The following is a 12,582-nucleotide window of genomic DNA, read 5'->3' on the forward strand; positions in this document are numbered from 1 at the left end:
TTTGTGTGCCCAATCAATTTAATAATATTTAGTCTTTTTCTCTTTTTTTTTGGGCGTTTGCCGCGGGGGTTCGTTTTTTTTTTTTTTTGGGGGGGGGGGGGGGGGGGGCCCCCCCCCCCCCCCCCCACCACTCTCGTTGACAAAATCAACGATGTTGTTACTAGGCGATGATCGCAGTGATCGCGTACAGCACGGTTGTCATCGGGAAGATGGCAAAGGCCGGAGGATCAATGTGGGTATCGCCATTGGCGTTCGTGCTGCGGGATAGAGCTTCGCCAACCAGACCGGCAATCAAGCCGAACAGGCCTGCGAGCAGCAGCGGGATAATCAGATCGTTGCTGGTCCACGAACCCGGATCTGCGCCCGCGAAGGTTGGCGCAAACTTGAGCGCCGCGATCGAGGCGATGATCGTCATATGGTGGGTAACCGGGGTATTGAGCCCACAGGTCAGGAAGATCAGCGTGATAGCCGAAATGGCCCATCCAACCAGCTGAGCGTGGTTCACGATTCCCGGGTTGATCGGGAAGATGTACAGAACCAGCATGAGGGTTGCGAAACCGGACAGTAGACCGGAGAAGAAACCGATGAGTGCGGTATGCGACCACTTTTCCTGATGAGCAACCCAGTGCTTATCTCCACCAACCCAGAAGAGCGGACCCTCCTTGGTTGAGAAGAGGCCAGTGCTGCCCCAGAGGAAGCGGACACAAATGGCAATGATGATAATCGTGCAGGCCACGGTATCCGTGGAGCCCAGATCAGTGGCTCCATAGTTCATGGCCGGATCGGACACCTTGAAGATTGGCAGCATGGCCACAATCTGATTCAGGGTGTAGCCGATCATGCCGAAGATGCCACCCACAACGTAGATGTCAGCCTTCGAGAAGCCCGCAAGAGGCGTCACGATGTCACGGCCGTTCATACCCGCTGGCAGGTAGTTCCGCCTTGCCGCGTATGCAGCAGCAGCTGCACCACCTGCGAAGGCGATGTGCGGGCCGAAGACGGGACCGAACACCACGGAATCCATGAACACGCCGGCGTCGAATCCGCCCATGTAGCCTGCGAGGCCAACCATGTACATAATGCCGGTCATAATAAAGGCGGTCTGGCCGCCGATTGCTGCGCCGAATGCGCCGCCACCAAAGGCGGCGATCAGCCATAGGGGATCAAATTCCACGTTGAATTCCTCTACTAGGGTGGTTAGGGATTACTTGCAACAGCTTTCGAAACCTTGCCAAGCAGTTTGTGACTGCTCCTCAAGTGCTTCGATAGCTGCACCTTTCGAGGCCAAGTAAAAGGCGGGATCAAAGGTATGTCCCGTCCTCCCCTTGGCTAAACTGCACGCAGGTTCACAACTCATGGCACGTTTGCCACTCCTTGCAAGCTGCGCATTATTGGAGAGTACCAGACGCCCACCAAAGAAAGAGTCATGGGACACAGCGGCGCGAACGCCAGCTGGCGAAACGCCACCAACCTCATCTACACGCTCATCAGAATGTGAATTCTGCGTGAGGATCTCCGTGTAGGCGAAGCCAGAAATGTGTGTTGCGAGGACGCTCCGCATTTCCATGCCACTCCCCCTTTGGTGCTCGTGAACTCTCCGACGGCCGCCCGCACCGCCACATGGAGGTGCTGACCGTCTTACCGAGACTAACACCGCCTCTGTTAAATCTTGAGATTCTCGTGTTACTTTGCACATAATCTCAGTAACATAGGACACATTTGGGAATCATTTTACGCCGCCTCAATTAATCAATCACCGCCGCATTGGCAGCGGCCACAAGTAGCAGGTTGTGCGGAAGCGCCCCATCAAATCCAGGGGTTGTCATCGTCATAATCACCGTGTCATTCGCAGGATTATTGACGAACTTGGTAGAGAAGAATCCCTGCCAGCCGTAGGCACCCGCCCCGCCCAAATAAGCCGGCGATCCCGCAGGAGCATTTACCCCATCTTGAATATCCAGCTGGTAGCCCCACTTGTTCTGCGTGAGTTGCCAGTTCGTCAGATCTCCAATCTCATTATGGGTCATCAGATCCACGGCCGCACGGCTCAGGATACGAACCCCGTCCAGCTCTCCGCCATTAAGTAACATCTGAGCAAAGCGATAGTAATCGTGCGTGGTAGCGTGCAGGCCGCCGGCACCAGAGAAGAACCGCTTGGCTCCCCCAAAGCCATAGTTGACGCCCATCTTCCCGAGTCCCAACGGGAAGTCCTCCAGCTGCTTCTCCTTGGTTCCACCCCAGTACACCGCGGCCACGCGATCCTGAACCTCTTCCGGCGGATAGAACCAGATCTCCTTCATACCCAGCGGTTCGAAGATGTTGGTTCGGAGATAGGTATCAAAGTCCATGCCCGATACCACTTCAACCAACCGGCAGAACGTATCCACCGAATTATTCGAGTAGTCAAACACTTCGCCGGGATTCGCCATCAGTGGCTGGCGCGCCAGTAGCTTTACCTTTTCTTCAAGGTTCGTGTCCGTCACCTGAAAATCGTCAGGCACACCACCTTCGGCGTAGTACTTGGGAACGGTCCGGTAGGCGTACTTATCGCTCTGCTCGTCATACCACCAGCTGTTGGTCAGCCCCGCCGTCATGGAGAGCAGATGGTGAATCGTGATGGGGTTCGTGGCTGGCACCAGCGTATCCTCACCATTCGCCCCCTCGCGCGCCACATACATCTGCGAGAACTCCGGCAGGTACGTGGCGATAGGATCAGCCAAGGAAATCAGCCCACGGTCCCACAGTTGCAGCACGGCCGCTGCGCTGGGCACTTTGGACATCGAAGCTAGACGAAAGATGGAGTCACGCTGCATAGGAACGTCGTCGTCGGCATTTCCAAACGCCTTGAAATAACAAATCTTGCCGTGCCGAGCCATCAGGACTACCATCCCCTGATACGCATCCTCACGTAGATGGCGGGCAACAAGCTCATCTACATGCGCAAGGTATTCACTCGATACGCCCACGCTCTCCGGTTCCACAACATGTACGGACATGATTCTCCTTCGGATTCGCACACCTTCATGCATTATGCACGTCACAATCTTACGACGGGGCGCACCATTACGCGAGTACGAATTCACCGGATTCTTTGCGTGAGTGAGGAAAGGGAACGACGACGACGAAGCGGGGGAAACAAGACCGAGCCTTGTTTCCCCCGCTTGGGTGACAGCACTATATGCGGATGTTAGTGAGCTGCGGAAAGCCCGCTGGGCTGGGTGCCTTCACCCGGGCGGCGGTTATCCACGCCTGCCGTCAGGCTATCCATCTCACCGGGATCGCTCACTTCAACCGAATCGTCTGGCAGTGGCGCATCCTCATCTTGGCCAGTGAACGTGAACGTCATCGGGATGTTGTCACTATCCACATCCACCACGATGTTCTGGCCACGCTCGAATTCGCCAAACAGCAGCTTCTCGGACAGCACATCCTCAATGTCGCGCTGAATAGCGCGGCGCAGCGGGCGGGCTCCTAGCACGGGATCGTAGCCACGATCCGCGAGCAGCTCCTTCGAAGCCTGCGTCAGCACAATGTGCAGATCCTGATTGGCCAAGCGCTTGTCCAGCTTGGAGACCATCAGATCCACGATCTGGAGGATCTCCTCGCGATCCAACTGCGGGAACACGATCGTATCGTCCACGCGGTTCAGGAACTCGGGGCGGAAGTGGTCCTTCAGGGACTCTCCCACACGGCGCTTCATCCGCTCGTAGGACGTTGTGGTGTCCTGATCGAACTGGAAACCAGTACTCACACCCTTGGCGATGTCCTTGGTTCCAAGATTCGTTGTCATGATGATGATCGTGTTCTTGAAATCCACCATCCGGCCTTGGGAATCCGTAAGACGTCCCTCTTCAAGAATCTGAAGAAGGGAGTTGAAGAGGTCCTGATGGGCCTTCTCAATCTCATCAAACAGCACCACGGAGAACGGCTTGCGGCGCACCTTCTCGGTGAGCTGGCCGCCTTCTTCGTAGCCCACATACCCGGGAGGAGCACCGAACAGTCGCGAAACCGTGTGCTTCTCCGAGTACTCGGACATGTCCAGAGTAATCAGGGCGGATTCGTCACCGAACAAGAACTCGGCGAGGGCCTTGGCAAGCTCCGTCTTTCCAACGCCGGTTGGGCCGGCGAAGATAAACGAGCCGCCTGGACGGTTCGGGTCCTTCAGGCCTGCACGCGTACGGCGGATGGCCTGCGAAAGCGCCACCACTGCCTCGTTCTGGCCAATAACGCGCTTATGCAGCTCCTCTTCCATGCGCAGGAGCTTGGCCGATTCGGCCTCGCTCAGCTTGAACACGGGGATGCCTGTGGCCATGGAGAGAACTTCGTTGATGAGATCGTCATCAACCACGGACACCACGTCCATGTCTCCGTCCTTCCACGCCTGCTCGCGTTCTGCGCGCTGGCCAGCAAGCTGCTGCTCTTCATCGCGGAGCGACGCGGCCTTCTCGAAGTCCTGACCGTCAATGGCGGCTTCCTTCGAGCGGCGCACGCCAGCGATCTTCTCATCAAGTTCGCGTAGCTCCGGTGGGGCAGTCATCTTGCGGATGGCCAACCGGGCACCGGCCTCATCGATCAAATCGATGGCCTTGTCAGGCAGGTAGCGATCGTTGATGTAGCGATCGGACAGCGAAGCCGCCGCCTCAAGCGCCTCATCCGTAATTGTCACACGGTGGAAGCTCTCGTAGCGGTCACGAAGGCCCTTCAAGATCTCTACGGTCTGAGCAACCGTTGGCTGATCCACCTGAATGGGCTGGAAGCGGCGTTCAAGTGCCGCATCCTTCTCAATGTGCTTGCGGTACTCATCCAGCGTGGTGGCACCGATAACCTGAAGTTCGCCACGAGCCATCATGGGCTTGAGTAGCGAAGCGGCATCGAGAGCGCCTTCGGCAGCTCCGGCGCCCACCATCGTGTGGATCTCGTCAATAAACAGGATGATATCGCCGCGAGTGTTGACCTCTTTCAAGATCTTCTTCATCCGCTCTTCGAAATCACCACGGTAACGCGAACCGGCAACCAGCGATCCCATATCCAACGAATACAGCTGCTTGTCCTTCAACGTTTCCGGAACGTCACCTGCGCCGATGGCTTGGGCAAGGCCCTCAACCACGGCGGTCTTGCCCACGCCCGGTTCGCCAATCAACACGGGGTTGTTCTTGGTGCGGCGAGACAGAACCTGCATGACGCGCTCGGTCTCCGTATGACGGCCAATCACCGGATCAAGCTTGTGCTCACGAGCCGACTGGGTGAGGTTGCGCCCATACTGGTCCAGAACCGTTGATCCAGCCTTCTGGCCTTCGCGAGCGCCGCCGCCAACGCCTACTGGCTCCTTGCCTTGGAAGCCGGAGATCAGCTGATTGACTTGATTGCGCACGCGCGGCATATCGGCGCCAAGCTTGATGAGGACCTGCGCGGCTACGCCGTCAGGTTCCCGCGTCAGGCCCAGCAGAAGGTGCTCGGTGCCGATGTAGGAGTGACCCAATTGCAGGCCCTCCCGCATGGCGTACTCAATAACCTTCTTGGCGCGCGGTGTGAAGGGGATGTGGCCAGCCGGTGGCTCTTGGCCCTCCCCAATGATGTCTATGACCTGGTCCCTCACGTCATCGAGCGTGATGTTTAGCGCTTCCAGCGCCTTCGCAGCCACACCCTCACCCTCACGGATGAGTCCGAGCAGGATGTGCTCGGTCCCCAGGTAGTTGTGTTTGAGGGTTCGAGCTTCCTCCTGCGCGAGCACGATGACTCGGCGGGCTCGGTCGGTAAACCGTTCGAACATTGTCACTCCTTGGATGGCACAGGTTAATTCACTTAACTGTAACGACGCGCGGGCTTCTCAATGCCAACTGTTCGCCATAGGCGTTACCTTGGCACCGGCACGCGCCGGCGCGAGCGGGCGGCACTTGACGGTGCTAGGCCTCCACGAGAATCGTGAAGGGGCCGTCATTGACGATCTCTACTTCCATCATTGCGCCGAACTTTCCCTCGTCAACGTCTAGGCCATACGTTGCGCGTAGCTCGTTGGCCACGGCTTGGACAAGGGGTTCCGCCACAGGGCCGGGGGCCGCATGCGACCATCCGGGTTTCCTCCCCTTGCGAACATCGGCGTACAGGGTGAACTGGGAGACCAAAAGAATAGGGGCGTGCGATTCCTCAGCGCTCACACGCTGGTTCGGATCATCTTCGCCTTCTGTGTTGCGTAGAATACGCAATTGGGCGATCTTTCTGGCCACTTTGGCCACTTCAGCCGTGCCGTCCTCGTGGGTTGCCCCGAGGAGCACGCACAGTCCCGTTCCAATCGAACCGAGAACTTCACCTTCCACGCTCACCGTGGCTCGCGTGACACGCTGAATAACCGCGCGCATAGTTAACTCCTCACCATCCGCCCGAACGCTGCGGAGGGCGCCGCGGAGGGCGCCGCGGTTTTCTGGGCATACGGGACTGGACTGGTCCCAGATAATAGATTGGCATTACGATCGCTGCGAGCGACAGGAAGAATCCGAATGTCAACGGAATGAAATACAGAACGCCGTTGAGTGACACCAGCAAACACAAGATGAGGGCAATGACCCAGAACCTCTTCGTGGTGTTGGCATACGCGAAATCACGAGAGGGACGTGTCGCTGCCGAAATCAGTGCCCACACAACAACGGCAAGCACCACAAAGGTCAGAAGCAGATTCACCCATCCCATGACGGCGTAGTAACTCACAGTGTTCCTTCCTTCGGGCCGCGGCGGCGGAATTCTGCGCCGGGGCGTTCAGCCGGCGATGCGCTGGATCTGCCGTCCGTGTTCACGATTGGCTCTTGAGTTGCTTGGAACTTGCCGATGTTCAGGACGGCGCTCGGATCGAGGTTCCGGCGCAACAGGGCGAGAGCTACCGGCCCGTCCTCATAGTGGCGCACGGCTGAGGTGATCTGGCCAACCGAACGCTCCCCAAACATCACGGCATCGCCGTGTTCGGGTAACTCATCGGGAGGACCTTCCAAGTACAGCAGCGTGAGCCGGCGCGGAGGCTTTCCCATATTGACGAGCTTCGCGACTGTTTCTTGGCCACGGTAACAGCCTTTCTCCAGATGAACCGCCGTGCGAATCCAGTCAAGTTCGTGCGGTAGGGCCCGCTCCCCCACTTCAAAATCGGGCCGCGGGCGCCAATATCCCACCCGCAGCGCTTCCCAGGCGGTGATTCCAGCAGCTTCCAAGCCACCGTCAATCAGCTCAGCGGCCACCCGCTCAAGCGATTCCTTGTCCACCAAAACGATCGAACGGCTGACTCCCGAGGCTGGGTGATCCTTATCAGCTGGGCCGTATGTTGCAGAAAACGGCGCCGTCTCGGGCCACGGATCATCCCAGATCAGGGGCGCCCCGCCGCTTCCGCGCAGTGCCGCTCCGGCTGCCGCGGTACGGGCTGGCCCATACACACCCACCATCGCCACATCTGGGCGCGCCTCTGCTTCCACGCGCATCATGAACCTCATGGACATGAGGAAATCTGAGATACGCGGGCCCGCCCCCACATCCGCCAGCAACCACGTGGATTCGCCGTCCTCCAATGCTCCGACGGCGCTTTCAATGTGCCCCGTTGGACTGAGCACCATGAGTTCCGTGGAAGAGCCTGCGGGCAGCGCCTCAACATCTTGGGTGGTCAAAAGATGAAGTAGCTTCAAACGGTCGGGGCCGGTCAGCTGAATAACATCGCGATTGGACAGATCGGTGAAGGCCTTTCCGCCATCGAGAGCACGCTGTTCGGGGAACGGCGCCGTGTAGTGCGCAGCGATCCCCTCATCAACCCCATCGGCATTAATGCCCGAGAGCATCTCCAGCAACGGGCTTACCCATGCTTGACCATCGGACTCAGCGTCAGCGGCACGTTGTGCTGCTGGTTCGTGTGCGGCTTCGTTTGCCATAGCGCCCTACTTCTGAATGCCTGCTACGTGATTACTTCTGGATCCGTGAGAGCCGGCCAGCCATGTAACTGCGCAGTTCCACACCAAACGCAGCCATGTCATAGGCCATGAACAGATCGGAATGGACCAATCCACCCATCACACGGGCAGCGGTGATTTCTCCCGCTGTGGGAGTCGCAGCAATCGCATCGGCCGCCAGCTGAACCTGCGGTCCTTTAATCAGGCCAGCCCACGTCATCGCATGCCCGGCCGGGGAGGATGTCATGGCTTCGAGCAAGGTGGCATCATCGCGTTTTTCGGCGCCGGGAGTGGCGCGCACATAGCCGGTTGTGGAACTCCACAGATCACCCTTTGTGAGTTCCTCATACATGGCCGCACCCGGGACCTCTTTATCCACGGCGCCCGCTGGCTCGTTCGCCAGCCAGATGTCCGATCGCATGCGAAGGTATGGGCCACCATTGTCATTATCAATCGTCAGTTCATGAAGATACCCGGCAGCTTCGATACCCTCATATTCGAGCACTCCCGCGCCTTTCCACGAATCCATGAGCCATGCCATGGGGTAGCACTCGGGCGCGAGGTTATCGGGGATTTGAAAGACCATATGTTAAGGCTAGAGCACAAGAAGGCTGAGGGCATACCCCACAACGCCCATGGCGGAAATAGGGATAAGGCCCAGTGCTGCCTTCGCCCCGCGATTGTCACGCAGGCCCACACTGCGCGCAAGATAGTCCAATCCCCACATGATGAGCGCTAGCGCAAGAGCAAAGGCAGGCGTTATCCACCCCGGCAATGTTCCTAACCAGAACTGTGCCGCGAACCCGCCGATGAGCGCGCCTAGCGGAACGGCTATGAGACGCGTGCGGCCCACGAGCACCAGAGAAATGAGAAGGGCACCGCACATCGCCGCCACACATACCAAGGCAACACTGGCCGCTCCAGACCTCGCCACAAGAAACCACATCGAATTCATCACGGCCAGAACCGCGCCTGCGTATGTACCAGATACCTGCCAGAGCAAGTGGTCGCGGCTGCCGGGCCGGAACATTTCGCCCATGAAAATCACCGGCACGGCCAATGCGGCGATCACCGCCAACTGTTCCAATGTCCCAAGGGATACTGCACCAAGAGCTCCCACCGAAACGATGATCAACCACACCCGAGCTGCATTCTCATGCGGAAGCTCAAGCAGGCGCGGCACATGCCATGCGCAAAACAACTGAATCAGCGCCAGCGCGATGAGCAAGACGACCAGTCGCTCACCAAACGAATCCAGAAGATCATCAGATAATCCAGTTCTCGTTTGGGCCGCCCACCCCATTCCGAACGCCAGAAGGATCAACCCCAGCAACCCCGATAAGAGAATTGCGAGTGACCCTCTGCGTGTTTCCGGAAATGATCGTTGCTTTTCCACCTCAGCATCTTCTCATGCGCTCAGCATCGATGCCGAACCTTTGCACCAGATGATCGAAGTCCATATCCGCCATCGCCTGATTACGTGAATATTTCGTGAATGTATCGAATGTGTTGACACCGGTGGAAATCGCTGCTCGCTCACTGAGTAAAAAGCTGGACCTTTCCCCGCCGCGTCGCCGCTCTTCTCATGGCGATGGCACACAACCATCAGCTTCTTGTCCATCTGAGCGCCGGAGATGCATATGGAACTATGATGAACGTGGTACTACCAACGGGAGGCGCGATGGCAGGAATAGTTCTGTTCACGTCAGACGCCAGCGCGCCCGAAGATGTCCTGCCCGGGCTCGTGCTCTTGACCCTTGACGTTGATATAGCTCCTCTCACGACGTCCGCACTTGCCATGAATCTGGACGCGGATGCGCTCATCCTTGATGGACGGCGCGATCTGGTTTCGGCCCGATCCCTGTGCCGCGCTGCCAGCGGCGCCATGGAAGCCCCGCCCATTCTTCTTGTTCTTGAAGAAGGTGGGTATGCGGTAGTAGCTGTTTCTTGGGGGGCAACTGACACCGTTCTTTACAGTGCGCCGCCGGCGGAAATCCAGGCGCGCGTACGCATGATGAGTGATCGGGCCGTTGCCGAAGCGCGGCAGGAGAACCTAGATAAGAGCATCATCTCGATCGCAGGCCTCTACATCGATTCCAACGCATTCACCGCGCGAGCTGGCGATCGCCCACTGAATCTCACGTATAAGGAGTTTGAGTTACTGCGATACTTGGCGGCCAACCCGAACAAGGTCATCTCGCGTGACGGACTACTCCAAGAGGTGTGGGGCTATGACTACTTCGGCGGCTCGCGGACTGTCGATGTTCATGTGCGCCGGTTGCGTGCCAAGCTTGGCCCCGAGTTCGAAGCTTTGATCTCCACCGTACGCAACGTGGGGTACCGCTTCGACGCCTGATCACGGCGTTCAACAACTTACGCGAGGGTAATTTCCTGCCATTTTTCCGCGTCATATCAGTGTTTTGGGTCAAGCTGATCGTGTTGTCAAAAAGTAATCAAACTTAGGCGAGACATGCACGAAGTTGGGTGTTATGCTGGCTGTACGACATCGGATCACGGAAGCCCCGGGCTCCAACTATTGCCGCTCCGAGCGGCCTTCGCGCCGACTGGCGCTCTCGGGTTCGATGTCCCACAGGTGAGAGCCGCACATTGCGTGCGGCTCTCACCTTTTGCTCTGGCCTTTAACCCCCATGAGCCGCTTCCGAAGCCCCAAGGTAAACAAATGGTGAACAGACGGTGAAGTGGCGGTGTTACGGCGATAAAGTGGGTGCAGCATCCCACAAGGATCATAGGCCGAATGGCCCACAGCTATTCCGTCCCGATCGAGCACCCTAAAGTCCCTGCAATACCGCCACTTTACGTGCACATCACCCGAGAAGGGCAGACGCCGCCCCTCCCAAAAACTCCGCATTTTGCCAGCGTTCCGCTAAGAATCTCGTAAAGTAGATAGGCTAGAGCGCTTTCATGCCCTATCCTGCTTATTGGAATGCCGTTTACTCTGCGGCAACCTTGAACCTCAAGGAGAACTCGTGGCTTTTAAGAAGTCCAAATCAGAAGGCCTGTTCGAGCTACTGGCGGATCAATCCCGCCACCTCATGCAAGCAGCCGACATTCTGACAAAGATTATTAGCGCTGACCCTCAGAGCCGCGCAGAGCTGAACGACCAGTTGCACAAGGTTGAGCATCAGGCCGACGAAGCCTGCCATACCGTGCTCCGCAAGGTGAACCAGTCATTCGTGCTTCCCTTCGATCGCGAAGATCTGTACGAACTCGCGTCCGTGGTGGACGATTGCGTGGATCTTATGGACGAAGCCGGTGACAACATCGTGTTGTATAAGCCGGGCAAGCTTCCGGACGGCGTGAATGCTCAGGTGGAGATCCTGCGCAACTGCGCAGCACTCACACACGACATGATGGGCCGCCTCGCGGTGATCGATGAGAAGACCCGCGATTTCTGGATCGAGATCAATCAGCTCGAAAACCAGGGCGATCAGGTGTACCGGAAAATGGTCAGCTCGCTGTTCGAGGATGCCACGGACGCACTTGAAGTCATGAAGGTCAAGCTGGTGCTGGACGTGATTGAAGATGCTGTTGATGCCTTCGAGAAGCTCTCAGGCACAATCGAATCGATCGCAATCAAGGAGTCCTGACCTTGTCCGAGACCTTCCTGCTGGTCAGCTTCATCATTGCTGTAGCCTTCATTTTTGATTTCACTAACGGCTTCCATGATGCAGCGAACGCGATCGCCACATCGGTCGCAACCCGTGCGCTGAGCAAACGCGCCGCCCTGACGATGGCGGCCGTCATGAACTTCATTGGGGCGCTTCTGGGAACGGGAGTTGCCGAAACCATTGCTCAAGACATCATCCACATCGATGATGCTGAAACCGCACACGTAGGCTTGGTCATTGTTCTTGGTGCCCTAGCGGGCGCCATCATCTGGAACCTCATCACGTGGTGGTTCGGCCTTCCCTCCTCATCTTCGCATGCGCTGATTGGCGGGCTTGCGGGCGCAGGAATCGTGGGAGCCGTTTCAGTCCACTGGGACGCCATCTTGGACAAAGTGGTGATCCCGATGGTGCTTTCGCCAACGATCGGTTTCGTGCTTGCCTACCTGCTCATGCGCCTCCTCCTGCGCATGCTTGCCAACGCCTCCTACAAGCCAACAATGCGCCGCTTCCGGCACCTGCAGACCATCTCAGCGGCCGCGATGGCGCTGGGCCACGGCCTGCAGGACGCTCAGAAGACGATGGGCGTTGTGGTGGTTGCGCTCATTGCCGGCGGCTACCACAACCACGGCGATGGCATCCCCACCTGGGTGAAGCTGGGAGCGGCCACCGCTATCTCCCTTGGCACCTACACGGGAGGCCAGCGCATCATGAAAACGCTCGGCCAGAAAATCATCGATCTTGATCCAGCCAGCGGATTCGCCGCCGAAGCCGTTGCAGCCAGCGTCCTGTACACCACCGCATTCGTGTGGCAGGCACCCATCTCCACCACTCACACGATCACCACCGCGATCATGGGTGTTGGGGCAACAAAGCGCCGCTCCGCGGTTCGCTGGGGCATCGCCGGAAACATCGCCACCGCGTGGGTGATGACTCTCCCAGCCGCAGCCCTTATGGCTGCCGGCACCACCTGGCTGCTCCTTCAGGTGATTCCCGCCTAGCAGCACGGACTGACGGGCCGCCGTCGTCGTCAAAAGACG

The 12,582-nt window shown here is 58.0% G+C and carries 11 protein-coding genes; 3 read left to right on the top strand and 8 right to left on the bottom strand.

Annotated features, from left to right (window positions below):
• Positions 1-160: 160 nt before the first annotated feature.
• From ACTHV6_RS08325 to ACTHV6_RS08360, 8 genes are all read right to left on the bottom strand, one after another.
• Positions 161-1,174 carry a hypothetical protein gene (locus ACTHV6_RS08325; protein ID WP_441386853.1) on the bottom strand — a complete coding sequence of 338 codons (1,014 nt, stop codon included), beginning with the start codon at positions 1,172-1,174 and terminating at the stop codon, positions 161-163.
• 571 nt (positions 1,175-1,745) lie between these two features.
• On the bottom strand, positions 1,746-2,996 hold the full coding sequence (locus ACTHV6_RS08330; RefSeq protein ID WP_441386854.1) for a serine hydrolase domain-containing protein: 1,251 nt from the start codon (positions 2,994-2,996) through the stop codon (positions 1,746-1,748).
• Between the two features lie 191 nt (positions 2,997-3,187).
• The gene (locus ACTHV6_RS08335) at positions 3,188-5,770 is read right to left on the bottom strand and encodes an ATP-dependent Clp protease ATP-binding subunit (protein ID WP_441386855.1); all 2,583 of its coding nucleotides are present in this window, start codon (positions 5,768-5,770) and stop codon (positions 3,188-3,190) included.
• Positions 5,771-5,903: 133 nt separating this feature from the next.
• On the bottom strand, positions 5,904-6,356 hold the full coding sequence (dtd, locus tag ACTHV6_RS08340) for a D-aminoacyl-tRNA deacylase (RefSeq protein WP_441386857.1): 453 nt from the start codon (positions 6,354-6,356) through the stop codon (positions 5,904-5,906).
• A 10-nt stretch (positions 6,357-6,366) separates the two neighbouring features.
• On the bottom strand, positions 6,367-6,702 hold the full coding sequence (locus ACTHV6_RS08345) for a DUF2516 family protein (RefSeq protein WP_441386858.1): 336 nt from the start codon (positions 6,700-6,702) through the stop codon (positions 6,367-6,369).
• Positions 6,699-7,898 carry a CAF17-like 4Fe-4S cluster assembly/insertion protein YgfZ gene (gene ygfZ, locus ACTHV6_RS08350; RefSeq protein ID WP_441386859.1) on the bottom strand — a complete coding sequence of 400 codons (1,200 nt, stop codon included), beginning with the start codon at positions 7,896-7,898 and terminating at the stop codon, positions 6,699-6,701. Before ygfZ ends, ACTHV6_RS08345 begins: the two co-directional genes overlap by 4 nt.
• Positions 7,899-7,929: 31 nt before the next feature.
• Entirely contained in the window at positions 7,930-8,502 is a 573-nt protein-coding gene (locus ACTHV6_RS08355; protein WP_441386861.1) for an FABP family protein, read from the bottom strand.
• A 9-nt stretch (positions 8,503-8,511) separates the two neighbouring features.
• Positions 8,512-9,312 carry a hypothetical protein gene (locus ACTHV6_RS08360; protein WP_441386863.1) on the bottom strand — a complete coding sequence of 267 codons (801 nt, stop codon included), beginning with the start codon at positions 9,310-9,312 and terminating at the stop codon, positions 8,512-8,514.
• A gap of 195 nt (positions 9,313-9,507) precedes the next feature.
• Between ACTHV6_RS08360 and ACTHV6_RS08365 the strand changes: the two genes are divergently transcribed.
• The 3 genes from ACTHV6_RS08365 to ACTHV6_RS08375 all read left to right on the top strand — a co-directional run bounded on the left by ACTHV6_RS08365 (position 9,508) and on the right by ACTHV6_RS08375 (position 12,543).
• The gene (locus tag ACTHV6_RS08365) at positions 9,508-10,272 is read left to right on the top strand and encodes a winged helix-turn-helix transcriptional regulator (protein WP_441386864.1); all 765 of its coding nucleotides are present in this window, start codon (positions 9,508-9,510) and stop codon (positions 10,270-10,272) included.
• Positions 10,273-10,903: 631 nt separating this feature from the next.
• Complete coding sequence (locus tag ACTHV6_RS08370) at positions 10,904-11,524, top strand: DUF47 domain-containing protein (RefSeq protein WP_441386865.1); 621 nt, start codon at positions 10,904-10,906, stop codon at positions 11,522-11,524.
• Positions 11,525-11,526: 2 nt separating this feature from the next.
• Positions 11,527-12,543 carry an anion permease gene (locus ACTHV6_RS08375; protein WP_441386866.1) on the top strand — a complete coding sequence of 339 codons (1,017 nt, stop codon included), beginning with the start codon at positions 11,527-11,529 and terminating at the stop codon, positions 12,541-12,543.
• Positions 12,544-12,582 lie beyond the last annotated feature (39 nt).

This window comes from Ancrocorticia sp. (assembly GCF_052089425.1).
GTDB lineage: Bacteria > Actinomycetota > Actinomycetes > Actinomycetales > Actinomycetaceae > Ancrocorticia.

Excerpts from the sequence above, each read along its gene's own strand:
- ACTHV6_RS08330 (WP_441386854.1), bottom strand. The coding sequence starts at position 2,996 with ATGTCCGTACATGTTGTGGAACCGGAGAGCGTGGGCGTATCGAGTGAA.
- ACTHV6_RS08335 (WP_441386855.1), bottom strand. The coding sequence starts at position 5,770 with ATGTTCGAACGGTTTACCGACCGAGCCCGCCGAGTCATCGTGCTCGCG.
- dtd (WP_441386857.1), bottom strand. The coding sequence starts at position 6,356 with ATGCGCGCGGTTATTCAGCGTGTCACGCGAGCCACGGTGAGCGTGGAA.
- ygfZ (WP_441386859.1), bottom strand. The coding sequence starts at position 7,898 with ATGGCAAACGAAGCCGCACACGAACCAGCAGCACAACGTGCCGCTGAC.
- ACTHV6_RS08355 (WP_441386861.1), bottom strand. The coding sequence starts at position 8,502 with ATGGTCTTTCAAATCCCCGATAACCTCGCGCCCGAGTGCTACCCCATG.
- ACTHV6_RS08365 (WP_441386864.1), top strand. The coding sequence starts at position 9,508 with ATGGCACACAACCATCAGCTTCTTGTCCATCTGAGCGCCGGAGATGCA.